This window comes from Sphingobium sp. LMC3-1-1.1 (genome assembly GCF_040676285.1).
Lineage (GTDB): Bacteria > Pseudomonadota > Alphaproteobacteria > Sphingomonadales > Sphingomonadaceae > Sphingobium.
This window is the reverse complement of the sequence record NZ_JBEGHQ010000001.1, coordinates 560,204-583,576: the sequence shown is the minus strand read 5'-3', so window position 1 is coordinate 583,576 and position 23,373 is coordinate 560,204. Positions and strand designations below refer to the sequence as shown.

Annotated in this window: 19 protein-coding genes and 1 tRNA gene; 8 read left to right on the top strand and 12 right to left on the bottom strand. The window is 63.1% G+C overall.

Translation table 11 applies throughout. The features are described from left to right. Window positions 1-33: 33 nt before the first annotated feature. The 4 genes from MRBLMC3_RS02875 to MRBLMC3_RS02860 all read right to left on the bottom strand — a co-directional run bounded on the left by MRBLMC3_RS02875 (window position 34) and on the right by MRBLMC3_RS02860 (window position 5,235). A complete protein-coding gene (locus tag MRBLMC3_RS02875) occupies window positions 34-837 on the bottom strand; it encodes an ABC transporter ATP-binding protein (RefSeq protein ID WP_363734882.1) in 804 nt (267 codons plus the stop codon). 14 nt (window positions 838-851) lie between these two features. Next, a complete protein-coding gene (gene ntrB / locus MRBLMC3_RS02870) occupies window positions 852-1,808 on the bottom strand; it encodes a nitrate ABC transporter permease (protein WP_363825673.1) in 957 nt (318 codons plus the stop codon). Between the two features lie 14 nt (window positions 1,809-1,822). Further along, window positions 1,823-3,103, bottom strand: coding sequence for a CmpA/NrtA family ABC transporter substrate-binding protein (locus tag MRBLMC3_RS02865; protein WP_363734885.1), 1,281 nt, complete (start codon window positions 3,101-3,103; stop codon window positions 1,823-1,825). A gap of 569 nt (window positions 3,104-3,672) precedes the next feature. Further along, window positions 3,673-5,235, bottom strand: a complete 1,563-nt coding sequence (locus MRBLMC3_RS02860) for a DUF389 domain-containing protein (RefSeq protein WP_363825671.1) — start codon at window positions 5,233-5,235, stop codon at window positions 3,673-3,675. Window positions 5,236-5,385: 150 nt separating this feature from the next. Between MRBLMC3_RS02860 and nhaA the strand changes: the two genes are divergently transcribed. The 4 genes from nhaA to MRBLMC3_RS02840 all read left to right on the top strand — a co-directional run bounded on the left by nhaA (window position 5,386) and on the right by MRBLMC3_RS02840 (window position 11,404). Further along, a complete protein-coding gene (gene nhaA / locus MRBLMC3_RS02855; protein ID WP_414714614.1) occupies window positions 5,386-6,588 on the top strand; it encodes a Na+/H+ antiporter NhaA in 1,203 nt (400 codons plus the stop codon). Beyond that, on the top strand, window positions 6,581-7,879 hold the full coding sequence (locus MRBLMC3_RS02850) for a chloride channel protein (RefSeq protein ID WP_363754205.1): 1,299 nt from the start codon (window positions 6,581-6,583) through the stop codon (window positions 7,877-7,879). Before nhaA ends, MRBLMC3_RS02850 begins: the two co-directional genes overlap by 8 nt. Window positions 7,880-8,356: 477 nt before the next feature. After that, on the top strand, window positions 8,357-10,111 hold the full coding sequence (locus MRBLMC3_RS02845; RefSeq protein ID WP_363825668.1) for a chloride channel protein: 1,755 nt from the start codon (window positions 8,357-8,359) through the stop codon (window positions 10,109-10,111). A 45-nt stretch (window positions 10,112-10,156) separates the two neighbouring features. After that, a complete protein-coding gene (locus MRBLMC3_RS02840) occupies window positions 10,157-11,404 on the top strand; it encodes an MgtC/SapB family protein (protein ID WP_363825665.1) in 1,248 nt (415 codons plus the stop codon). Between the two features lie 94 nt (window positions 11,405-11,498). Here the strand turns inward: MRBLMC3_RS02840 and MRBLMC3_RS02835 are convergent, their stop codons facing one another. Both MRBLMC3_RS02835 and MRBLMC3_RS02830 read right to left on the bottom strand, forming a co-directional pair. Further along, window positions 11,499-11,942 carry a potassium channel family protein gene (locus MRBLMC3_RS02835; protein ID WP_363734894.1) on the bottom strand — a complete coding sequence of 148 codons (444 nt, stop codon included), beginning with the start codon at window positions 11,940-11,942 and terminating at the stop codon, window positions 11,499-11,501. Window position 11,943: 1 nt separating this feature from the next. Beyond that, entirely contained in the window at window positions 11,944-12,453 is a 510-nt protein-coding gene (locus tag MRBLMC3_RS02830; protein WP_363826620.1) for an NUDIX domain-containing protein, read from the bottom strand. Between MRBLMC3_RS02830 and MRBLMC3_RS02825 the strand changes: the two genes are divergently transcribed. Further along, a complete protein-coding gene (locus MRBLMC3_RS02825; RefSeq protein WP_363825662.1) occupies window positions 12,379-13,113 on the top strand; it encodes a host attachment family protein in 735 nt (244 codons plus the stop codon). The two genes, MRBLMC3_RS02830 and MRBLMC3_RS02825, sit on opposite strands and share 75 nt — an antisense overlap. Window positions 13,114-13,224: 111 nt before the next feature. On the opposite strand, the gene MRBLMC3_RS02820 is transcribed toward MRBLMC3_RS02825, so the two are convergent. The 4 genes from MRBLMC3_RS02820 to MRBLMC3_RS02805 all read right to left on the bottom strand — a co-directional run bounded on the left by MRBLMC3_RS02820 (window position 13,225) and on the right by MRBLMC3_RS02805 (window position 16,453). Next, entirely contained in the window at window positions 13,225-13,425 is a 201-nt protein-coding gene (locus MRBLMC3_RS02820; protein ID WP_363754191.1) for a hypothetical protein, read from the bottom strand. A 127-nt stretch (window positions 13,426-13,552) separates the two neighbouring features. After that, window positions 13,553-13,628, bottom strand: a tRNA-Ile gene (locus tag MRBLMC3_RS02815). A 25-nt stretch (window positions 13,629-13,653) separates the two neighbouring features. Beyond that, the gene (locus tag MRBLMC3_RS02810) at window positions 13,654-14,691 is read right to left on the bottom strand and encodes a polysaccharide deacetylase family protein (protein ID WP_363825659.1); all 1,038 of its coding nucleotides are present in this window, start codon (window positions 14,689-14,691) and stop codon (window positions 13,654-13,656) included. A gap of 52 nt (window positions 14,692-14,743) precedes the next feature. Further along, window positions 14,744-16,453 carry a sensor histidine kinase gene (locus tag MRBLMC3_RS02805; RefSeq protein WP_363825656.1) on the bottom strand — a complete coding sequence of 570 codons (1,710 nt, stop codon included), beginning with the start codon at window positions 16,451-16,453 and terminating at the stop codon, window positions 14,744-14,746. Window positions 16,454-16,657: 204 nt separating this feature from the next. On the opposite strand from MRBLMC3_RS02805, the gene MRBLMC3_RS02800 reads away from it, so the two are divergent. Then, complete coding sequence (locus MRBLMC3_RS02800; protein ID WP_133654704.1) at window positions 16,658-17,131, top strand: Lrp/AsnC family transcriptional regulator; 474 nt, start codon at window positions 16,658-16,660, stop codon at window positions 17,129-17,131. A gap of 130 nt (window positions 17,132-17,261) precedes the next feature. Here MRBLMC3_RS02800 and MRBLMC3_RS02795 read toward each other — a convergent pair whose 3' ends face one another. Beyond that, window positions 17,262-18,533, bottom strand: a complete 1,272-nt coding sequence (locus tag MRBLMC3_RS02795; protein ID WP_363734902.1) for a hypothetical protein — start codon at window positions 18,531-18,533, stop codon at window positions 17,262-17,264. Between the two features lie 103 nt (window positions 18,534-18,636). After that, window positions 18,637-19,917, bottom strand: a complete 1,281-nt coding sequence (locus MRBLMC3_RS02790) for a hypothetical protein (RefSeq protein ID WP_363734904.1) — start codon at window positions 19,915-19,917, stop codon at window positions 18,637-18,639. Window positions 19,918-20,158: 241 nt separating this feature from the next. Between MRBLMC3_RS02790 and gyrA the strand changes: the two genes are divergently transcribed. Beyond that, window positions 20,159-22,894: a DNA gyrase subunit A gene (gyrA, locus tag MRBLMC3_RS02785; RefSeq protein ID WP_363825654.1), complete on the top strand. Its 2,736-nt coding sequence runs from the start codon at window positions 20,159-20,161 to the stop codon at window positions 22,892-22,894. Then, a complete protein-coding gene (locus tag MRBLMC3_RS02780) occupies window positions 22,891-23,238 on the top strand; it encodes a DUF952 domain-containing protein (RefSeq protein WP_363754181.1) in 348 nt (115 codons plus the stop codon). Before gyrA ends, MRBLMC3_RS02780 begins: the two co-directional genes overlap by 4 nt. The last annotated feature ends 135 nt before the right edge of the window (window positions 23,239-23,373 follow it).

Here is a 23,373-nt window from a genome sequence, read left to right as displayed (position 1 = left end):
GCAGCCTCTCCAAACCCGATTGTTCCTTTGATTTCAGGCCGCGAGCGTCGCCGGATTGCGATAGCGCTCATGCAGGAAGTGGATCACCGCCGAACGCGCTTCGGCATATTCGACGGTATCTATGGCCTCCAGCCGGTTCCGGGGACGCGCCAGCGACACCGTGAGATCCTCACCGATGCGGGCGGCCGGGCCGTTGGTCATCATGACGACCCTGTCCGCCAGCAAGACCGCCTCATCGACATCATGGGTGATCATCAACACGGTATTGTTCAGCCGTGCCTGCAAATTCATCACCACATCCTGCAACGCCGCCCGCGTCAGCGCGTCCAGCGCGCCGAACGGTTCGTCCATCAGCAGCACGCGGGGGTTCATTGCGATAGCGCGGGCGATGCCGACGCGCTGCTTCATGCCGCCGGACAGTTCGCCGGGCCGCTTGCCCGCCGCGTGGGCCATCTGGACCAGTTCCAGATTATGGATCACCCAATCCTTGCGCTCGGCCTTGCTCTTGCCGCCCGCCGTCTTGTCGACCGCCAGGCGCACATTCTCCTCGACCGTGAGCCACGGCAGCAGGCTGTGGTCCTGGAAGACCACCGCGCGATCCGGCCCGGGCACATCGACCAGTTCGCCGTCGAGGAAGATCGCGCCTCGCGTTGGTTTGACCAGCCCCGCCACGGCGTTGAGCAAGGTCGACTTGCCGCAGCCCGAATGGCCGATCAGGGCGACGAACTGTCCCTTGTCCACCTCCAGGTCGATCCCGTCGAGCGCACAAAAGCGCCCCGCCCTGGTCGGAAATTCGACGCTGATGCCCTCTAGTGCGAGATAACTGCGCTGTTTCATGCCAATCCCCCTTTTCAGCCCGCGCGGCCGATGATGCGGCCCGCAAGCGCGACCATCCGGTCGAGCGCGAAGCCCACCATGCCGATCCAGATCAGCGCGACGATGGTGTCGGTGAGGAGCGAGCTGTTGTAGCTGTCCCAGATGAAGAAGCCGACGCCAGTGCCGCCCTGCACCATTTCCGCAGCAACGATGGCGAGCCAGCTCATGCCGACGCCGATCCGCAGGCCGGTGAACATGTGTGGCACGGTGGCGGGCAGCATGATGCGGGCGAAATATTCGACCGGATTGAGCGCCAGTACCTTGGCCACGTTGCGATAGGCCGCCGGAATGGTCTGCACCCCCACCGCCGTGTTCAGGATGATCGGCCAGATCGCGGTGATGAAGATCAGGAAGATCGCGGACGGCTGCGCCTGCTGGAAAATGGCAAGGCTGATCGGCAGCCAGGCCAGCGGCGGCACGGTGCGCAGCACCTGGAACAGCGGGTCGAGCGCTCGGAAGGCAAACACGCTCTGTCCGATCAATATGCCCAGCGCTACGCCGATCACCGCCGCGATGCTGTAGCCGATCAGCACGCGGCCGAGGCTGGTCAGCACATGGCCGGCAATGCCGACATCGCCGCCGTCCTGGATGCTGAGATGGGTAAGGCCGATCTCCACGCCCTTGAACGGGTGAACGATGACGTCATGGCTCTCCTGCCAGACCTTGAGCGGACTGGGAAAAGTCGCATCCAGCGATCCGCAGAGCAATTGCCAGAAGGCCAGCAGGGCACCGACCATCAGCAGCGTCGGCGTGACGTTTGCGGCGACTGACCTGAGGCTGCGGATCAATGGATGAACCGGCGCCGCAACGGGTTCGAAGCTCCGGCGCGCAATGGCTTCCTCGGGATAGGGCAGGATGACCCCCAATTCGGTGGCGGACCCGCCGGTCGAAGCCGACGGTCCATTGGTCTTGCCGGGCGATGCCGATGCCATGCTGATCTCCTTCATCAGGCGCGCTTGATCGCCAGGCTGGCGAGGTAGGCCTTGGGGTTGGCGGGGTCGAAGGTCTTGCCGTCGAAGAACTTCTCGACGCCGCGGCTGTCGCTGGCGGGGCCCTTGCCGCCCAGCATGGCCGCTGCCTTCCGCCAGATGTCGGATCGGTTGACCTTTCCGATCACCCCCTTGGTGTCGAGGGACACGGGCAGCTTCCCCCAGCGCTGGTTTTCGGTGAGGAACCACAGATCGTGGCTCTTGTACGGGAAGGAGGCATAGCCCGCGAAGAACTTCATCTTGAAGGCCGCGTTCGGGAATTTGCGTCCATCCCCCATGTTGAAATTGCCCTGCAGGCGGTCGGCAATGTCGGTGATCGGGCACTTCAGATAATCGCGCCCGGCAATCGTTCCGGCAAGGCGCGTGATGTTGCCGGGATTGTCCGCCCAACGCTGCGCCTCGATGATCGCCGCCGTGATCGCGACGGCGGCCCTGGGATATTTCGCGACCCAGTCGGACCGCATGGCGAAGCTCTTTTCCGGGTGGTTCATCCACATCTGCCCGGTCGAAACCGCCGTGTAGCCCAGTTGCTGCGCGACGAGCTGGTCGTTCCACGGCTCGCCCACGCAGAAGGCGTCCATCGTGTCTGCCTTCATGTTAGCGACCATCTGCGGCGGCGGCACGGTGATCAGCTCGACATCCTTGTCAGGATCGATCCCCCCGGCCGCCAGCCAATAGCGCAGCCACAGGTCATGAGTGCCGCCTGGGAAGGTCATGGCCATGGTGATCTTCTTGCCCGCCGCCTTGCGCTGCGCGATCACGCCCTTCATCTTGCCGGCGTTCTGGTCCGCCTTGGCGCCCAGATATTCCTTGGAAACGGAAATCGCCTGGCCGTTGACGTTGAGGCGGGCGAGGATGCTCATCGGCGTCGCCTTGCCGATTGCGCCCAGCGTCAACAGATAGGGCATGGGCGTCAGGATATGCGCCCCGTCGATGCCGCCGGCGGCGGAACCCAGAACCAGATTGTCACGCGTCGCGCCCCAACTCGCCTGCTTCGCCACCTGCACGTCAGGCATGCCATATTTGGCGAAGAAGCCCAGCTCCTTGGCGATGATCAGCGGCGCAGCATCGGTCAGCGCGATGAAGCCCAGCTTGGCGCCGGTGACTTCCGGTCCCGCACCTGCGGCGAATGCCCCTGATGGAAAGGCCTGCTGCACAGCAGCAAGCACCGCCGCCGTTCCGCTGGTCTTCAGCAGCCCACGGCGACTGACGCCATCCTGATTATCCCCCTCTGCCATTCCCCAATGTCCTTTCCTTGTTGATCGTGATCGCTGGAGGCGGCACGCGACTGGTCATCGTCGGAAAAGATCCAGCACACGAAAATCGATGTCGAAAGCCGCCCTGCAGCACCTATGCCGCCGGTGAAAAACCAATAAAAAAGCCGCCGGAACGAAGGTCATCTGACCCTGTCCAGGCGGCATCTTTGCCATGTCGGTTTTTCAGAAACCGGGCCGACCCCCAGCCGTCATCGGTGGGTTCAGCCTGAATGCCGAAGCGCCCCTGCCTCGACCGTTATGAAGCTGTCACTGATTCGCCTGAGTCGCAAGCAAAATTTTGCATTGCACAAATTGCAACTTCTTCGCAGCCTTCTGCATCGGGCACCATGTCCCGTCAACGCGGCGAGATTAGTCCGGTCGCGGCTTCGACAGGCATCGCGGAGCAAACACCGGCGCGACATCCTTTGCGATCTTCACAACGTCCTGCGAAGCCGCTCATCCGAGCACCGCGTCGCCCAGATGGGCGTGGAAATGGGAGCGGCACCGCACTGACTGTCACCGTGACGGCGGGGCGAAGGCCCGCCTGGGTGTCAAGGAAGGTCCTCTGTCCGCGCGGGGAGCAGACGGAATGCCTGTCCTGCGGGCGCGCGAGATACGGCCCTGACGCCATTTTCCCGCAGTAACCCACCGATTGCCAGAGCGCGCCGTTCCGAAAGATTGGGTTTGTCGGTATCCGTTTCAGGCAGCGCCGGAACGGAGAGCGCCTGCATATTCCACCGCCGCGCGGCCCATGCCGACGTCAGCACCGCCTGTCGAGCCACGCTGTCGAGCGTGTCGCTATTATCCGCAAAGCTTATGATCGGCAGGTCGGACTGCGGCGGGATGATCGCCAGCTCCCAACCTTCGACCTGCGCCGAAGCACGCGCCTCCAGCGCTCGATAGGTCGCAAGCGTCGCACCAGGGAGCGGAGCCGCCGCTACGCTGGCCCGGTGGTGATCGCGATCCACGGTGACCTGATCGGTCGAGACGCCCGCGGACAGGGCGAGCGACTGGATGACCATATTGACGCGTGTGGTTTCCAGAGCCGCCGTCTCGCTGGCCTGGCGCAATTCTTCGCGCTGGGCATCGACGGCGCCCGCGCCAGGTTCCAGCAGGACCCGATCCAGCCGCAGGCGGACCGGTCTTCCCAGGCGCTGCTCCAGCTCGGATTGCAGGATGTCATTGGCCTTCGCCTGATTGCGCGGCGTGATCACCACGGCTCGCACCAGGAGCGGATGGGCATCAAAGTCCAGATCAAGCTGTGTGATGCGCGCGTTCGAACCGAAGCGATCCGAAAGATAGGAGCGCGCCTGATTGGTCGTCACGGCTTCGGTCGCTATCCGTTTCAGGGAAATGCCCAACGGGATCGCCATGGCCGCAAAGACGAACAGCAATATGATGGTCTGCGTCCAGCTCTGCTGACTGGATAGATGGTGACCAAAGCCATAATAGCGGGCCATCACGGTGGCCGACAGGGCGATCGTGACGAAGTTGGTGACGAACAGCGCGACGGCGCCGCCCAGAACCGGCATATTCCAGGTAGCAAGGCCATAGCCGACCACGGCCAGGGGCGGCATCAGGGCAGTTGCAATGGCAACCCCGACAATCGTGTCCCCGCGACCGCGGATGATCGCGAAGGTGCCTGCGAGCGCTGCAAAAAGGGCGACGGCAAGATCGAAAAGATTGGGACGGGTGCGCGCGATGATTTCGGCGGTCGGCGCCTGAAGCGGCGAAAGCGCGACGATCAGCGCCGTGAAGAGCACAGCCGCGATGCTTCCTACGGCGAGCGCGATGAGCGAGCGGCGCATCTCCCCAAAGTCGAACAGTGCAAGGCTGAAACCCAGCCCCAATATGGGGCTCATCAGCGGCGAGATCAGCATGGCGCCTATGACAACCGCCGGCGACGACAGAAGCAATCCGAGAACCGCAATCCCGGCCGACATCATTGTCATGAAGGCATAGCGGGGCGACCAAGCGCTATCGCCGAAAATCCGTTCCAGCACCCGCTCATGCTCGACCCGCCCTACGACCGCACGACGCCACCAACGATAAAGAGCGACCCGTTCCAGCCGCTCATCGGCAAATTGTGCGAGGCCTTGCAATTGCGCTGTCATGAAGTCCCCTTACGCGCCGTTTCCGGCATGGAGCAACTATAACGTCCGCCGCATTCAAAACCAGATTCAGACCCAGAGTTGCTATTTTTCTCACTATATGGCCCGGTTTTCTTGGACATTTCATGGCAAGGGCCGTTATCGGGTTTCACCATGCTGATGCTTGATGCCTTCGACCGCCCCCGCTCGGCGCTGCGCGAATTTCTCAGGACCGAGGCGGCCGGGGGTATCCTTCTGATCCTCGCGGCGCTGCTCGCGATGATCCTTGCCAACAGCAGATGGGCAGAGGTCTATTTCGAAAGTCTGCACGTCCATCTGGGCCCGCTGTCGTTGCTCCATTGGATCAATGACGCATTGATGGCGCTGTTCTTCCTGCTCGTCGGCCTGGAGATCAAGCGGGAGTTCATAGATGGAAGCCTGTCGAACTGGAGCGACCGCTGGCTGCCCGTAATCGCGGCGGCGGCAGGAATGGCGATCCCTGCCATAACCTATTTGCTGATTGCCGGTCGTACGCCGGGACTCGCCAACGGATGGGCGATCCCGGCCGCGACCGACATCGCCTTTGCCATTGGTGTGCTCGCCCTGCTCGGCAAGCGCGCGCCAACGTCGCTCAAGCTGCTGCTGACCACCGTTGCCATCGTCGACGACATGGGCGCGGTTCTGATTATCGCGCTTGCCTACACCAAGGGGATCAGCGGGTTGGCGTTGCTGGTCGGCGCGCTTCTTTTCTGCGCGATGCTGATCCTCAACCGGTCGGGCGTGAAGAAGCTCTGGCCCTATATGGTGCTGGCCGTGGCCTTGTGGCTGGCGGTATTCTTGTCGGGGGTCCATGCGACGATAGCCGGGGTTCTGGCGGCGCTGGCCATTCCCATCCGCACGTCGCCAGGGGCCCCGGACGACGCAGAATCGCCGCTTCATCGCCTTGAGCACCGGCTGCACCCCTGGGTCGCATTTGCGATCGTGCCCCTGTTCGGCTTCGCCAATGCCGGCGTATCGCTGGCCGGCGTCGGCATGGAGCAGATCATGGGGCCACTGCCACTCGGCATCGGTGCCGGACTGTTTCTGGGCAAGCAGATCGGAATATTCGCCAGCATCCGGGGGGCGGTAGCCCTGGGAATAGCAGACCGGCCGGCAGGCGCTACCTGGCTGCAGGTCTATGGCCTCGCTCTCATCTGCGGCATCGGCTTCACGATGAGCCTCTTCATCGGCGGCCTTGCGTTCAGCGATCCGCTTCTGTCCGACGAGGTCAAGATTGGGGTTCTGGGCGGATCGGTACTTTCTGCGGTCGCCGGTTTTCTGCTCCTGCGGCTCGCGCCCGGATCGCCGCGCAAAGAAGGCAGCATGGCCGATGCGTAATTCCTTGCGCCTGCGCGCCCGCCTGCGCCTCTACGGCCTGCGGCCGACCGTCTGGCGCAGGCGAGCAGCCTTCTTGGGCGGGGCAATATTGATCGGCCTTGTCGCGCTGACATTCGCGCGTCTGGCCGACGAGGCCAATCATGTCTTCCTGTCCGTCGTGGCGCGCTGGTGGTGGGCGCCGCTGCTGATCACGCCGGCGGGCTTTGCCGGGCTGGTCTGGGCGACGAGGCGGTTCGCACCGGCCGCCACCGGTTCCGGCATACCCCAGACGATCGCAGCGACCCGCAATCCGGAGCGGGGCATGGATCGGCTGGTTTCCGCGCGAACCGCGATCGCCAAATTCATTCTCACGATCTGCACTTTGCTGCTGGGCGCGTCGGTAGGCCGAGAGGGGCCGACGGTGCAGATCGCAGCTTCCATCATGGGATATGCGCACCGTTTCCTGGCGATCCCGGTACGGGCTTCGGTCTATATCGCCGGCGGCGCGGCGGGCGTCGCTGCGGCGTTCAACACGCCTTTGGCGGGCGTCGCCTTCGCCATCGAGGAACTGGCCGCAGCCTATGAGCAGAGGATGACCCTCCTGGTGATGGCGGCAGTGCTGATCGCCGGCATGGTCAGCCTGGGCCTTGCCGGGGATTATGTCTACTTCGGCGCCATGCAGCAGACGCTGAGTGTGCGTGAAGCACTGGTGGCCGCACCTATTGCCGGTGTGCTCGGCGGCCTGCTCGGTTCGTTTTTTTCCCGCGCCATGCTGGCGGTAGGAAACACGTCCTGGCGGCCGCTGGCATGGATGAGCCGGCGACCCATCATATTCGCCGGATGTTGCGGCTGCATCGTCGCTGTCACCGGCGTCCTGACGGGCCTCACCTGGGGCACTGGTTATTCCACGGCGCACGCGATCATCACCGGTTCGGACGTCCCGATCTGGTTCGGCGCGGCCAAGCTCCTGACGACACTTGCGACGGCGGTATCGGGCCTTCCCGGCGGTATCTTCGCCCCCTCGCTCTCGGTCGGTGCGGGCGTTGGAGATGTGCTTCGAAGCATTTTTCCGACCTATCCACCCGGAGCGATCGTCCTGCTTGGGATGGTAGCCTATTTCACGGGTGTGGTGCGGGCGCCCCTTACGGCTGTCATCATCATTTCGGAAACAACCGCAAGCCGGGGCCTCATGATGCCGCTCCTGGCCTCCGCGCTGGTAGCCGATTTTGTGGCTCCCTTTGTCTGCCGCAAGCGGCTTTACCACCAGATGTCGCTGCGTTTCATTGAGACTGGCGGTGGGGGCACCCGCTGAGAGCTGATGCCCTCGCCGACAGAAGACAAGTGAGGATGGCTTCAGCAGCGCCCAAAAAATAGCTGGAGAGCACAACCGCCATGTAAAAGCTGGAAAAGGTGAACCGGTTGGGCGGATCCCACTGACCGAGCCACAGCCGAAAAGCAAGGCTTCCCAGAACCAGCAGCAGAATGATGAGAAGCCGGGGGAAAAAAGACTCCCACGTTAGCCGAAGCATAAGGCGGACCATATTCAATTTCCCGAAGGCATCCCAATGCTCCAACCACCCTCCGAATGCAATATGCGGTTGGCTAGGTTGGCCGAAGATGATCGATCCGCTTTGCCGCGCAGGACAAGAGCTACAGGGCAATCTTGCCTCACCCCCGGTCCGTCAATTGTTCTGCTGACATCTGCTTTTTCCAAGCTTGCGCTGAGCGAGGCATGGGCGCAATGCCCTCGTCGGCCCGGATTGGACCGACCACGGAACCTATGGTGACAATGCGGCGAAACTGGCAAGCACTCTTCAGGTCGTTCACCATCAGGCAACGGCGACGCCTGCGCGAAAGCGAGGCGGCCTTCATCCTGTTGGCCGTCATAGCGGGCACCGCGGCGGGACTGACGACCAATGCTCAGCAATGGCTGGCCCATGGTTTACAGCGCATATTTTATGGCGTGACGGTGAATCGACTGAGCGCGTTGGAAACGATCCACCACCCCTGGCGCTTGCTGGCGCTGCCATTGGGCGGGCTGATGTTGATGGCTTTCGCCCTGCTGTTGAGGGGACGTAAAAGGGAGCCGATCGACGTGGTCGAGGCGAATGCCCTTCATGGGGGACGCATTCCGGCGACCGACAATCTTGTGATCGCCACCCAGACGATCATTTCCAACGGCATGGGCGCGTCGGTGGGGCTGGAGGCGGCCTTTGCCCAGTTGGGCGGCGGCGTTGCATCATTACTGGGTCAATGGCTAAAACTGAGGCGCAATGATCTGCGCACTTTGGTGGGCGCAGGCGCAGGGGCGGCCATCGGGGCTGCGTTCGGCGCTCCGCTGACCGGTGCCTTCTATGCCTTCGAGATCGTCATCGGCCATTATACGCCCTCGGCGATCGCGCCTGTAATCGCGGCCGCTCTGGCGGGCGTTTCCGTGTCACGGGCGATGGGGGTGGAGCCTTGGCTGATCGCAACAACTGCCGACAGGGTGATCTCCACAGCGGATTATATGTTGTTCGCCCTGCTGGGCATATTATGCGCCTTGTTGGGGATCATGATCATGCGGCTCGTCACCTTCGCAGAGGCGCGGGCGCAGGGTTGGCGGAGGCTGGGGCGATGGAGACCTTTGGTCGGCGGTCTGCTCCTGATACCTCTCGCTCTGGGCTCGCCGCAAACGCTGTCAGCAGGGCATGGAGCGTTGCATCTGGACCTTGTCCTGCAACCTGCACTCGGACTGCTGCTGCTCATATTGGCACTCAAGATCGCCGCATCGGTGATTTCCTTAAGCTTCGGCTTCCGGGGCGGCCTGTTCTTCGCATCGCTTTTCCTGGGCGCCCTTGTAGGGCAGATTTTCGCTGGCGCGGTCAATGCGTCGGCAATTGGGTTCTCGCTCAATCCCCGAGATGCAGCCTTGGTAGGCATGGCGGGGCTGAGCGTGTCGATCGTCGGCGGCCCAATGACCCTGGCCTTGCTGATGCTCGAGACGACCCATGATTTCGGTCTGATGGCTGTCGTGCTGACCGCTTCCTTGCTGTCGAGCGCGATGACCCGGGAGTTTTTCGGCTATTCCTTCTCGACCTGGAGACTTCACCTGCGCGGTTCAAGCATTCGCAGTCCGCGCGATATCGGCTGGGTGCGAAACCTGACGGCCGCGCGCATGATGCGTCGCGACTGGATTTCGGTGGACGAGAATTGCACCGTGGCCCAGTTTCGGAGCAGAGTGCCGCTCGGCTCCGCGAGCAAGGCCGTGATTGTGAACCAGGACGGCCAATATTGTGGAATCGTACCGACGCCCTCAGCCTATGCGCCAGAGATTGAGGAAGATACGCGAATAACCGAGCTTGCAGTGCTGCGCGAGGCTACGCTCAGTCCGGATACCGACATACAGAAGATTTTGCACCTGTTCGACCAATGGGTGGCTGACGAACTGGTGGTGGTCGATGCGTCCGGCAAGGTCTTGGGTTTATTGACCGAAAAGCATGCAAGACGGCGATATTTCGAGGAAATCGAGACATCGCAACGGGCTCTGTTCGGAGAGATTTGATGTTGCAGGCACGCTCTTGGCACAGCGCTTAGGCTAGCCAAACTCATGTTCAATATCGCTCACCCCTATCTCTCCCTGATCGCATCGATTGCAGTCGGCCTGCTTGTAGGGATGGAGCGCGGCTGGACGCAGCGAGATTTCGGCAAGGGGCGCAGGGTCGCGGGCTTTCGTACCTTCGGGCTGATCGGTTTGCTTGGTGGGCTCGGTGGCCTTTCCCCCGACTTGGTCGCCGCTGCCCTTGCCCTGGGAGTCTCGGCTGTGCTGACGGTCGGCTACAACCGAAGCGCCGATCAGGATCATTTGTCTGCCACGACTACGCTGGCGGGCCTGCTGACCTTTGGAGCGGGCTTTTGCGCGACGCGCCTCTCGCCCGCCCTGGGCTTGGCCATAGGTGCGGCGATCTTTGCGATGCTGAGCGCACGGCAATCGATGCACACTCTGCTCCGGGGAATGGATGAGAGCGAGATCGAGGGCGTGTCCCGCTTCCTGCTGGTATCCCTCATCATTCTGCCGTTGCTGCCGGATGCCTCTTACGGTCCTTACGACGCCTGGAACCCCAGGAAAATCTGGATGGTCGTCGTCTTCGTAATGGGGCTGTCCTTCGCCGGCTATGCCATCTCGAGGCGCTTTGGCCGCGACCGCGGCGTGTTGCTGGTGGCGCTCACCGGGGCCATTGTGTCCTCCACCGCCGTCACCGCAGACTATGCCAGGCGGCTGCGCGACGAACCCGATGGCCGAGGATTATTGACGGCCGGAATTGCGGTGGCATCCATCGTGATGTTCGTCAGGGTGCAGTTGGTGGCACTCGTTCTCGTTCCCCGCGCCTTACCGTCTCTGGTACTGACCATGGCGCCGGCGACGCTTGTAGCCGTCGCCTTCGCCCTGACTGCCTGGCGTGCCCAGGGCAAGGGTGGCAACGGCGTAGCCGTCGCCAATCCCCTGGGCTTCACCCCCGCGCTCATGCTGGCCGCCCTTGTCGCGGGATTGTCGCTTGCCGCGCGTTGGGCCTTGGAACATTTCGGCCAAAAGGGCATGGCATTCGTTCTCACCCTTACCGGCGTGTCGGACGTCGATGCAGCCGTGATGACCATGGCCGGGCTCCCCCCGCATGCAATCGACGATCAAACCGCCGGATTCATACTCGGAGGCGCGGTTCTAGCCAACACTCTGGCGAAAGGCGTCATGACGGTGGTCATCGGTTGGGGGCAAGGCGGCATGAGGGCCGCGATACCACTATTCGCCGCTCTTGCAGCGGCGGCAGCGAGCCTTGCAGTCTGGATTGTCATCGGCTGACCGTCCACGCCACGCCTATTACAGGAAGGAACGGCCATGCATGGAACGCCGTCGCCACACAGTTGCGTCAACCCGCGGCCTTCAATGCCTCCCCTCAGCCCTTCTCCAGATACCGTTCAAGAAGCTTCAGCCGATCCACAATGGAAAAGAAGAAAGCGGTGGACCAGCCGATCAGAATAATGCCGTTCGCACCCTCTATCACGCTCAGAATTCGGCTACCGACCGGCAAAACAACATCGCCATAGCCGATGGTCACATAGGTCGAGGTGGAAAAATACAGCGAATGCTCCAGATTGGGAAATGCATCCAATAGCAGGTAAAGAGCCGCCCAGAGCCAGATTTCCACGGCATGTAACGCGAAAAGCCCAAATGCAGCGAGCAGGATCGCTATTCCATTCACAAAAGAAGCGATGAGCAACTGCGATGCGTGGCGGTGGCGCCGCAGGATCGCCAGCAATCCCGCCAGTCCCACCAAATGAATCAGCACGGTCGTCGCCACCATGGCAGTCGCGATCGCCAATTGCGTCGTCAAACTCATCCTACTTCGATCCCTCTCGGATAGTCCGCGAGGAGCCAGCATCCTCGCTTCGGGAGAGGGCTTGTTCGAGAGCCGTCAGAAACGGTGCCTGGCTCCTGAGTATTTTGACGCGCGCCTCGGCTAGCGAAAACCAAGCGGCGTGATCGATCTCGGGAAAGGAACCTATGATGCCACTTCGGGGCGGCCATTCGACTTCGAACGCATTGCTGGCAAGATCGGCGGGATCAAGGTCACCCTCGACGGCGTAAGCCTCCACCCATTTCCCGCCAGCCTGACGCAGGCGTGCGAGTGGCCACGGATTGCCGGCAGGCCGCGCACCGACTTCCTCCTCGAACTCCCGCAGTGCGGCGTTGTGAAGGGCCTCCCCCGGCAAGGCGCCGCCCTTGGCGATCTGCCATGCCCCCTCATCCTTTCGCTGCCAGTAAGGCCCTCCTGGATGAACGAGAAAAACCTGGAGGGCCCCACCGTGCCATCGATACGGAAGCAGCCCTGCACTTTCTTGCGCTACCATCATATTCGCTGCTTTCAATGTCCTGTTGCAGGGAGTCGCTCCGCTTCACGTCATCATGGCCGCGGCGTGCCTGGAAGCCATACGGAAAAGCCCCAATATCGCGGTCCAGGTCATTTGCGCGATGCTGTGCGAAAGGTGTGGCGTCGGCCGCCGATTCACGATCGGATATGCGGCCAGCCACCGGCAATCCACGCCAGGAAAGGCAAAGCCATGAAAATAGCTTCCGGCACAATCCTGTTGATCGTCGACGGCGCGAAGATGCTGTTGCTGAAGAACGAAGGGAGCGCCGTCTGCCCAGAACTGAAGGTTCTGGTGCATCGCACGATCGATAATCCAGCCAATCGCGAGCAGCGCACCGATGCGCCAGGTGTTAGTTATTCGAGTGCGGGCCCGGAGCGCAGTACCTATGAGGAAGCGGATTTACACCAGCAGAAGGAAGATCGGTTCGCGGTGGAAGCCGCCGGCGCTCTCGCCGAATTGGCTGTCAAGGAAGATGGGGACATCATTGTCGTAGCGCCTCCCTCCACCCTGTCCACCCTGCGCCACCATTATGACCGTGCGACACAGGACAAGCTCGTAGCCGAAATCGACAAGAATCTGGCCGGGCACCCAACCTCCCACATTGCCGAACTGGTTGGTGCCTGGACGCCGTCACAGTAACCGCGCCCCATGTCCCATCCCTGGAAACGCCCCTGCCCCTTCGATTCGGGGCAGCTAGGCGAGAAGTCCGGCTGCATCACGGTGAATTTATATCACTGAAGACGCTACGCTTCACGCGGTCCATGAGCCGTTGCCGCCCGGATTGATTGGAACCACCTGTACGCTCCGCCGAAAGCATTCGTCGTTCGCATCGGCAATCACAGGGCCATGCCGTTTTTCGCGGGCAGCACGGAGCATATGCACCGGGCGGCTCATGCCGCCCGGCAGAAAGGATGCAATCTGCCGCCTTCTTCTGCCCTTGAGCATATTCATCCAACACGGCCCCCGCTCCAGGCCAGGTCATACCCCACGGCACCGGAATAAACCTGGAAGCGTTCCGTAACGGTGATGATAGTAACATCGACGCGCAAGGCCTTCGCCAAGGCAAGACCATGGTCGTTGGTGGGCCCGGCAGGACTCGAACCCGCAACCTAGCCGTTATGAGCGGCCAGCTCTAACCATTGAGCTACAGGCCCCACCTTGTTGCCCGGATAGGCAGCATCAGGCGACTTGGCAAGCCTGTCCTCGCTCCGGAACAGCCTTCAGAAACACATCCAGCGTCGCGGGGCGAACATTCCGACGGTCCAGGTGATCCAGCACCGCGTCCCACCAGCGATAAAAGGCCGTCCTGTCCCCCTCGTTCCGGACATAGGGCGTGTGCCCCGGTTCCAGCGTCGGGGAATGAAAACTGAAATTCAGCACTGGCGAACCTTCTTCAATCAGGGCATCGATCGCGGCGATCGCCTCCTGCGCGCTGATGCCTTCAGGCGTCAGCGGAATGCGGCTCAACATTCCCGTTCGCGCCAGGGCGCCGGACAGCGGACCGGCTCCTTGCGCCAGTCGGTACAGCCGTTCGCCACCGCGCCTCAGCAAGCCGGCAAAGGCGGTGGACAGCGGCAATTCGACCAGGCTCCGGCCCGGCCCGGCCCAATAGGGATATTGCGGCAGCCCCTGGAAATCGGGCCCATATTGGCCGCTATAGTCGAACCGGCTGCGGACCGAACTGTCGATCCGGAACCCGGCCTCCTCCAGCAGGCGGGCGCTATGGCGGCCCACGCCATAACGGCCGGCTCGATAGACGATCGGCCTCGCGCCGAAACGCTCCGCGAGCCGCAGGCACAAGGCTTCCAGCTTCGCCCTTTCCACCGCCTCGGGCAGAAAGCCGACATAGCTGTTGGCCGCCGTCACCTCCTCGATGTGCGGCGGATTGACCCAGGGATGAAGATGCGCCCCCACATCGGCCGCGCCATCGGCCAGCCAGCGTCCCATCATTGCCGCCGCCGCATCGCTGTCGACCACCGGATAGTCGGTCACGTAAATCGGCTTGATCCCGGCCGCCGCAAAATAGGCCTGCCCGCGCTCCATCCCTTCCAACGCCGTCACGCCATGCCCCGTCCGGCGGAAGGGCGCGTTCCAGTCAAACTCCTCCTCCGTGTCGACGAACAGCATGAAGCGCGTGCCGAAAGCCGGATCGAGCGTGATCCTGTCTTCCGGCGCAGGCGCGTGGAGCAGATTGCCGTCATGGGAAAGCGAGGTCATGCCACCACCGCTACCCGGATTTGGTTGCGATAGGGTTTCCCTCAGGCGCGCGTCAGGCGCTGCCGACGGCATCCTCTGTTTCCGCCATGGCCGGCACGGCGAGCAGGAAGCGGCCCGGTTCGATGTCCAGAGCGCCGCCGCATCCCGTCGCCAGACTGCGGATCAGGCGCAGCGAAAAACCAAGGCCCAGCAACGGCCCGTCTGCCCAATTGCCGTCCGGCATATAGCCGGGGTCGAGCAACCGCTCCTCCTCCATACCCTCCAGCGTCGAGGGCCTGTCGATGGCCAGTACCACGCGCCCTTCCGCGCCGCCTGGCTGATGCCAGCATGTGCCGGTCAGCGCTTCCCCGGCTGGCGCCACGGAAATCAGCGTGCGCATCAGATGCTGGATCATGCGCTCGCCCTGCACCGGGTCGATCTGCACCATCGGCAGCCCCCGCGCCATCGCGATGTCAATCCGGGCACCGTCGCCCTGTTCGCGAAAGCGCGTCGAGACCTGCGTCACCAGAAGCGCGGGATCAACGGCGCGCGGCGCTCCATTGCCGTCCTCGCCACGCGACACGCGGGCCGCAAGGTCCAGATCATCGAAGGCGGTCAGCAGATGCCGCGCATCCACAGCGATCTTACCCGCCATATCCTGATATTCAGGACCCGCCGGACCGAACAGTTCCTGCTCGATGATCTCGGCAAAGCCCAATATGGCATTCAGCGGCGTCCTCAGTTCGTGCACCAGTTGCCGGATCGAATCGGCGGACAGCCCGGCGATCGACACAGACTCTGCACGCGGTTCGGCGGCCACTTCGTGAAGATAGGGGCGCCTCGCCTGTCCACGATAGCCCTGGAAACGCCCTGATCGCGGATCGAAAAAGGGTGCGGCCGACAGCCGCCATTCACCGGCCATCGTGCCGCCCACGATCGTATAGCGGCCGTTCTGAAAACCGCTGCGCCGCATGAAGGCGCCCGCGACATGGCCATCCGGCCCGCTGCCCCCTTCCAGCGCCGTTTCATTGAGCGCAAGGCCGATCAGCGCCGCCCGCGGGCCCTGATCGACCCATACGATCGACCCGGATGCATCCGTTTCGAAGGCGAAGGTGCGCGGCCCGGTCATGGCGGCCCGTTGCGGCGCTTCGTCCAGATCACCTGTGCGCCGTGCATTGGTGAAGCGCGCGATGCGGTCGACCAGATTACGGATCTGGCTGCGGTCCTCCGCCGCCTCCTCGACCGGCTCGGCCTGTGGCTGCTCCTCTATCGGATCGGCAGGGACGATCATCGCCTCGGTCAGCAGCATGTCGTCCTGCTCCGCCGCGACATGGCTGGTCAGCACCAGATCGGTCGCGCCGAAAGCCTCAAGTCCCTGCACCGTCGCCGATCCAAGGTCGCGCCGCGACCGCAGCACGCCGCGTGCCGTAGGCGTCAGGCGCGGCAACATCTCCACCCAGGCTGCATCGGGGAGGCGCGCGCGGGACATGGCGGCTGCCGCAATCGCCGGGCGATCATTGGCGAAGAATTCCACCAAGGCGGGTGACCGCAACCGCCCGCCCAATTCCACGACGGTCGCAATGCGCTGCGTTTCCGACAATTTCGGCAGCAGTCCGGTCAACCGCTCCAGCAGTGCCGCCCGCTCCGTGTCGGACATGATCGAACGGTCATGCCGGTCATTTTGCGCCAGCAGATCCACGCATTGCCGCCACAGCGTCACGGCCCCCAGGCCGCTACGCCCTTCCGCGGCGAGAACCGTCTGCATGAGATCGTTGAAGCGCACCCAAATTCCCCAATTCCGGCCCCGGCGCAGCGCTGAAAAAACCTTCCGCCGAGGGTATCGTTACACAGGAATAATGCTTCCCGCTGCAAAGGGGAAGGGCCGCGGAAGGGTTCTTATGCGAACGTTGCATAGTGGGACAATTGCATTGTCCTGAAATATTATTATGGTAACGCGATATTAACAGGCAAGGAAATAAGCGGAATAATGGCCGGCCCCAATATTGACGACATCGATCTCCAGATCCTTGGCGAACTGCAGGACGACGGCAGGATGACCAATGTGGAGCTGGCTCGCAAGGTGGGCCTGACGGCCCCCCCATGCCTCCGTCGCGTGCGGGCGTTGGAGGAAAGTGGCGCCATCAGTTCCTACCATGCCGTGGTGAACCCGTCGATGCTGGGCTACACCATCACCGTCTTCGCAATGGTCAGCCTCAAGAGCCAGGCCGAAGCGGACCTGAAGGCATTCGAGGATCATGTCGCGACCCTGCCCGAGGTCCGCGAATGCTATATGCTCAACGGTGAAATCGACTTCATCCTGAAGGTGGTGGCCAAGGATCTGCAAAGTTTCCAGCAGTTCCTGACGTCGAAACTGACGCCGGCGCCCAATGTCGTGAGCGTGAAGACGTCGCTCACCATCCGCACCTCCAAGAACCTGCCCGGCGTACCGCTTCCGGTTTGACTGGCTGGGGGGAGAAAGCGGGAACCCGGCTTTCGCCCATGATGATGCTACAGAAGCGAGAGCGCGTGACCTGCGTCATCCGACGCAGCGCGCTCCCGGCCCCAGCCCCGACCTCGCCGCGATTTTTCCCTCAGCCCGCCGACGGAACGACGACCGGCTTCGCTGCCGTCTTCCTGCTCTGCTGATCGACCCAGACTGACCAGAAGCCGGCGACATTCGCCCAATTGCCCGTCGTCGCCTGACCAAGCGCCGCCTTTGCGCCCGCCAGATCGCCCGACCTTGCCAGCGCCACGCCAAGCCGCGCATTCGCCTTTGCGGCATCAACGCCCCCCTTGCTCAGGGCGAGCCGATATTGCTCCACCGCCTGCGGAAACTGCGCGAGCGAAAAATAGGTGTCGCCGACCGCCATGGCCGCCGACCCGTCCTTCGCCGCTGCCGCCTTCTTCGCAGCAGCGGGCAGACCGGCTATTTCCTTGGCCGCCTTGGGCGTCGCGCCCTTCAGCAATTGCGCGGTCACCGCCTGTGTCGGAGTCAGCTTGCCGGCCGAGCGACCGGCCTCGATGATCGCCTTGGTCTCCGCGCTATAGCCGGTCTTTTCGGCCAGTTGGGCATAGGCCTGGTAATCGCGCTCGCTGGCCATGGCGCCATTGGCGGCCTGAAGACGGTAAAGGTCGAGTTGCACCTGCGAATCCATGCCGGGCGCCGTCAGGTAATTGGCCAGGGCCGACCGCCACTCGCCCGCCGAATCATAGTGGGTCAGGCGCTCCCGATACAGCGCGCCCACCTCAGCCCAGTCCCCGGCCTGATAGGCCATGGAGATCGCTCTGTCATACCAGGCCGCCGGGATCGGCTGCCCCGCCGCCCGCTGCCGCGCCAGGGCCTGCTGCACAAAGCCGCGCGCATCCTTCGTCCTGTTGCGCCGGATGGCGATGTCGGCGCGCAGCATGGTGGCGTCGATGGGATCGTAACCCAGCGTCTTGGCGTAATCGAGCTGCGCCGTCGCATCGTCATAATTGCCGACGATATAGGACAGGTAGCCCGCAACATAGCGCAGGCGCGGCATGTCGCCCTTGGGCACCGAGGACGTCTTGAACATATCGTTCAGCGCCACGCGCTGCGCCTGCCGGTCGACCTTCAGCACCGCAAGCTCGAAGCGCAGGCCGGCCGCGACATAGGCTTCGAAGTCGCTGACCGGCATCAGGCCCGAAATCTGGGCCTGGGCAGTGGAGACATCACCGGCCTTGATCGCACTGTCCGCTGCCTGGGTGGCGGCGCGGAAACTGTCCGACATCTCGATTGCCGGGCCGACATTGGGCTTTTTCGCGATGACAGGCGTGGCCGTCAGCAAGGCGGCTCCCGTGAACATCCCACAGGTCAGAATCGAAAGTCTCGTCACGGCCATGGCAGCCATCCCCCTTGTTGCCTGGCTTCGGCCAGACGATCATGATGTTCGAAGGCGAAAAGGCGCACCACCCGCCGGGCAGTGCGCCTCTGTCAGGCGAGGATCAGGCCTTGGTACCCAGATAGGCCAGCCACAGATCGGCGATCTGCTTGCGCGAACCGGCCTGCACCGACTGGAAAGCGGCCTTGGCCGACGCATTGTCGCCGCTCAGCGCCTTGGCAATGCCCATGCGCGTGTTGATCTCGTCCGCGTCGACGCCGCCCTTCTGCTTGGCGAGTTCGAACATCGCCACCGCCTTGGCATAGTCGCCATAGCCCAGATAGGCGTCGGCCGTGGCTGCCGCGATCTTGCCGTTCGCTGCCTTGCGCGCATCGGCTTCCGCACTGCCCAGCGATCCCTTGTCGCCCGCGATCTTGGCGACGGCCGGCTGATACAGGTCGCCGCCCTGGCTGGCGCTCAGCACACCCTTGCTCCGGCCGGCATCGATGGCGGTCTTCACTTCGCCGTAAATGCCGGTCTTGGACGCCATTTCCGCATATTCCAGATAGTCCTGAGAGACCACCAGACCGCCGGACGTCGCCATCAGACGCATCACGTCCAGATTCTCGCGGTTGGAAATGTTGGGATTGGCCTGCTGGAACAGGCGGATCAGCGTGCGCAGATTCTCACCGCTGGGTGCCGCCTGATAGGCCGACTTCGCCCATTCGGTGACTTCCGGCAGCTTCGCGTTCGCAGCGCGGCTGACCCCGATCTGATACCATTGCGCCGGCACCTGGCCACCGGCGGCCTTGGTGGCGTCCGCTGCCGCCTTCAGCGCGGCGAGGCCCTGCTGGTTGAGGCCGCGCTGCGGCTCGACCGAGGAATTGGCGGTGCCTGCCTTGCCGAAATAGGCCTGCGCCAACGCGACGTTCACCACGTCTGGCTTGTAGCCGGCCTGCAAGGCGGCCCGCGCATGGGTGATGGCAAGGTCGTAATTCTTCATCTGCAACGCCTGATCGGCGGCAATCGCATTGAACTGGCCCACCTGTTCCGGCGGCGTAAGGCCGCTGTCCAGCATCTGCGTCAGCGCCTCGCCCTGCATCGCGGCATCCTTGCTGGCGATGGAGGTGTTCAGCTTGACGGCGCCGATCTGATATTTGTCGTCGTTCGACTTCGCCTTGCTGTCGGCGTCGGCCAGCGCTGCCTTGGCGGCGGCGAAGTCCTGCTTCCCGGCCGCCTGCTGCGCTGCCTGCAAGGCCTTGATCACGTCGGGCGAGACGTTCAGCTTGGGCGCGCCGCCCTTCTTCTCGTCCTTCTTGGCCGCGAATGCCGGGGCCGAAACGGCGCCGCCAGCCAGCGCAAGAGTCAGCGCGAGCGCCACGGGGGTAACAAAACGCATGTTCATCTTCTCCTCTGCGCCCGGGGGACAGGCGGCTTTCGTTTGACGCCGATTAGGGGTCGGCGCGTGAATAACCATTGAACGACCTATATGCACCAGTTAACCGCCTGTCAGCCCCCCGGAAACGATCTGGCGCACCCTGCACGCATCTCATGCCATTGCGCGTGCGCGCGCGAGGGGTGACAGATTTGTTTCGCTCCGCTAGTGATGCGGCAGCACAATTCATCCATCCAAAAAGAGAATCGCTTTGACCGACGAGACTGCCCTCGCCGACCCCTCGGATATCAGCCCCATCTCCATCGTGGAGGAGATGAAGGCAAGCTATCTCGACTATGCCATGTCGGTGATCGTCGCCCGCGCCCTGCCGGACGTGCGCGACGGTCTGAAGCCGGTGCATCGCCGCATTCTCTTCTCGGCCCATGAATCGGGCTTCACCTACAACAAGCCCTATCGCAAGTCGGCGCGCATCGTCGGTGACGTGATCGGTAAATATCACCCCCACGGCGATAGCGCGATCTATGACGCCCTGGCGCGCATGACGCAGGACTGGTCGATGCGCGTGCCGCTGATCGACGGCCAGGGGAACTTCGGTTCCATGGACCCCGATCCACCAGCGGCCATGCGTTATACCGAAGCGCGCCTGGCCAAGGTGACGAACGCCCTGCTCGACGATCTCGACAAGGACACCGTCGATTTCCAGCCCAATTATGACGCCTCGGAAAGCGAACCGCAGGTCCTGCCGGCGCGCTTCCCTAATTTGCTGGTCAACGGCGCGGGCGGCATCGCAGTCGGCATGGCGACCAACATTCCGCCGCACAATCTGGGCGAGGTGATCCGCGCCTGTTTGGCCTATATCGACAATCCCGGCATCACTATCGACGAACTGATCCAGATCGTCCCCGGCCCTGATTTCCCGACTGCCCCGCTGATCCTGGGCCAATCGGGCGCCCGCAGCGCCTATCACACCGGACGCGGCTCGATCATGATGCGCTCGCGCTACAAGATCGAGGAAGGACGCGGCGATCGCCAGTCGATCGTCCTGACCGCAATCCCCTATCAGGTCGGCAAGAACGGCCTTGTGGAAAAAATCGCCGAAGCCGCCAAGGACAAGCGGATCGAAGGCATCAGCGACATTCGCGACGAATCGAACCGCGAAGGCGTCCGCATCGTCATGGACCTGAAGCGCGACGCCACGCCCGAAGTCGTGCTCAACCAGCTCTGGCGCAACACCCCCGCCCAGTCGAGCTTCCCGGCCAATATGCTCGCCATTCGCGGCGGCCGCCCGGAACTGCTCAACATTCGCGACATCATAGAAGCCTTCATCCGCTTCCGCGAAGAAGTCATCACCCGCCGCACCAAGTACGAACTCAACAAGGCCCGCGACCGCGCCCATATCTTGCTGGGCCTGGTCATCGCGGTGACGAACCTCGATGAAGTGGTCCGCATCATCCGCGGTTCGGCCAGCCCTGCGGAAGCCCGCGAGACCCTGCTCGCCCGCGAATGGCCGGTGGCGGAGATCGCGCCTTATCTCAAGCTGGTCGAGGCGATCGAGACCGAAGCATCGGGCGACACCTACCGCCTCAGCGACGTCCAGGTCCGCGCCATCCTCGACCTGCGCCTGCATCGCCTGACTGCGCTCGGACGCGACGAGATCGGCAATGAATTGGCCGAACTCGCCGCCGCCATCGCGGAATATCTCGCTATATTGGGTGACCGGGTGAAGCTCTACGCCGTCATGCGCGAGGAGTTCGAGGCGATCGAACGCGACTTCGCCACCCCGCGCCTGTCGGAAATCACCGCCGCCGCCGACGGCATCGAGGATGAAGACCTGATCGAGCGCGAGGAGATGGTCGTCACCGTCACCGTGCAGGGCTATATCAAGCGGACCCCGCTCGAAAGCTTCCGCGCGCAGGCGCGTGGTGGCAAGGGCCGCTCCGGCATGGCGACCAAGGATGAGGACGCGATCACCGAACTGTTCGTGACCTCCACGCACACGCCGGTCCTCTTCTTTTCCACCGCCGGCAAGGTCTATCGCCTCAAGGTCTGGCGCTTGCCCGAAGGCGGCCCGGCCACGCGTGGCCGTCCAATGGTGAACCTGCTGCCGCTCAGCCCCGGCGAGACGATCCAGACCGTCCTGCCGCTGCCCGAGGATGAGGAAAGCTGGAAGGATCTGCACGTCATGTTCGCCACCGCGAACGGCACGGTCCGCCGCAACAGCATGGACGCCTTCGCCAACGTGCCCAGCAACGGCAAGCTCGCCATGCGCTTCGACGATGACAGCGACGACCGCCTGATCGGCGTCGCCCTGCTGACCGAAGAGGATGACGTCCTCCTCGCCACCCGCCAGGGCAAGGCCATCCGTTTCCAGGCGACCGACGTGCGCGAATTCCAGAGCCGCACCTCCACAGGCGTGCGCGGCATGACGCTCAGGAAGGATGACGAGGTGATCTCGCTTTCCATTCTGCATCGCGCCGGCATCAAGGATCAGGAAGAGCGCGACGATTATCTCCGCTTCGCCCCCTGGAAGCCGGAGAAGGATGGCGAACCCCAGATGGATGCGGAACGCTTCTCTGAACTCGCCGCGAAGGAACAGTTCATCCTTACGGTCTGCGCCAACGGCTATGGCAAGCTGTCCTCCGCCTATGACTATCGTCGAACCGGACGCGGTGGGCAGGGCATCACCAATATCGACAATATCGGTCGCAACGGTCCCGTCGTCGCCAGCTTCCCCGCGCGCCACGGCGATCACCTGATGCTTGTCACCGATCAGGCGAAGCTGATCCGCATGGGACTGGAAAGCCTGCGCGTCATCGGCCGCAGCTCGGCGGGCGTTCGCCTTTTCAACGTGTCCGACAACGAACATGTCGTCAGCGCGGCGAAGATCGAGGAAAGCGATGAGGAGGCGGAGGTCAGCACCCCGGCCGGCCTCGAGGTCGACCCGCAGGTCAGCCCCGAAACCGACCCGGACCTGACCGAGGAATGACCGACCTCTTCGCATACAAGATCCTGACGAAGGATCAGTATGACCAGCTCAAGGCCGACGGCACGTTCAAGGGCGCGCCCGTCGACCTTGCGGACGGCTATATCCACATGTCCACCCGCCAGCAGGCCGCCGAAACCGCCGCCAAACATTTCGCCGGGCAGGACCATCTGGTGATGGTCATGGTCGATCTCGCTCCCTTCGGCGACACCCTCAAATGGGAGGAATCACGCGGCGGCGCCCTCTTCCCGCACCTCTATGGCGACCTTCCCCTGAACGCCGTGGCGGGTAAGGTGATCCTACGCCTGGACGAACAGGGCAGGCACCAGTTTCCAGCCGGCTTCTGATCCCTGCCTCCGCGCAACGCAGAAAGGCGCAATCCTTCATCCTGCATCATTCCCGCCTAACAAGGGCGGGAATGACGAAACTGAATGGGCGCTCCCTCGACGGATCACGGCGCGTCATCGGGAAGCAGGCATGCA

Bases quoted from the DNA above. Each gene is read 5' to 3' on its own strand.
- MRBLMC3_RS02840 (WP_363825665.1), top strand. From the start codon at position 10,157: ATGTTCAATATCGCTCACCCCTATCTCTCCCTGATCGCATCGATTGCA.
- MRBLMC3_RS02780 (WP_363754181.1), top strand. From the start codon at position 22,891: ATGACCGACCTCTTCGCATACAAGATCCTGACGAAGGATCAGTATGAC.
- nhaA (WP_414714614.1), top strand. From the start codon at position 5,386: ATGCTGATGCTTGATGCCTTCGACCGCCCCCGCTCGGCGCTGCGCGAA.
- MRBLMC3_RS02820 (WP_363754191.1), bottom strand. From the start codon at position 13,425: ATGAATATGCTCAAGGGCAGAAGAAGGCGGCAGATTGCATCCTTTCTG.
- MRBLMC3_RS02850 (WP_363754205.1), top strand. From the start codon at position 6,581: ATGCGTAATTCCTTGCGCCTGCGCGCCCGCCTGCGCCTCTACGGCCTG.
- MRBLMC3_RS02865 (WP_363734885.1), bottom strand. From the start codon at position 3,103: ATGGCAGAGGGGGATAATCAGGATGGCGTCAGTCGCCGTGGGCTGCTG.
- MRBLMC3_RS02835 (WP_363734894.1), bottom strand. From the start codon at position 11,942: ATGAGTTTGACGACGCAATTGGCGATCGCGACTGCCATGGTGGCGACG.
- MRBLMC3_RS02825 (WP_363825662.1), top strand. From the start codon at position 12,379: ATGAACGAGAAAAACCTGGAGGGCCCCACCGTGCCATCGATACGGAAG.
- ntrB (WP_363825673.1), bottom strand. From the start codon at position 1,808: ATGGCATCGGCATCGCCCGGCAAGACCAATGGACCGTCGGCTTCGACC.
- MRBLMC3_RS02795 (WP_363734902.1), bottom strand. From the start codon at position 18,533: ATGGCCGTGACGAGACTTTCGATTCTGACCTGTGGGATGTTCACGGGA.
- MRBLMC3_RS02790 (WP_363734904.1), bottom strand. From the start codon at position 19,917: ATGAACATGCGTTTTGTTACCCCCGTGGCGCTCGCGCTGACTCTTGCG.
- MRBLMC3_RS02830 (WP_363826620.1), bottom strand. From the start codon at position 12,453: ATGGTAGCGCAAGAAAGTGCAGGGCTGCTTCCGTATCGATGGCACGGT.
- MRBLMC3_RS02875 (WP_363734882.1), bottom strand. From the start codon at position 837: ATGAAACAGCGCAGTTATCTCGCACTAGAGGGCATCAGCGTCGAATTT.
- MRBLMC3_RS02800 (WP_133654704.1), top strand. From the start codon at position 16,658: ATGGCCGGCCCCAATATTGACGACATCGATCTCCAGATCCTTGGCGAA.
- MRBLMC3_RS02810 (WP_363825659.1), bottom strand. From the start codon at position 14,691: ATGACCTCGCTTTCCCATGACGGCAATCTGCTCCACGCGCCTGCGCCG.
- MRBLMC3_RS02860 (WP_363825671.1), bottom strand. From the start codon at position 5,235: ATGACAGCGCAATTGCAAGGCCTCGCACAATTTGCCGATGAGCGGCTG.
- MRBLMC3_RS02845 (WP_363825668.1), top strand. From the start codon at position 8,357: ATGCGGCGAAACTGGCAAGCACTCTTCAGGTCGTTCACCATCAGGCAA.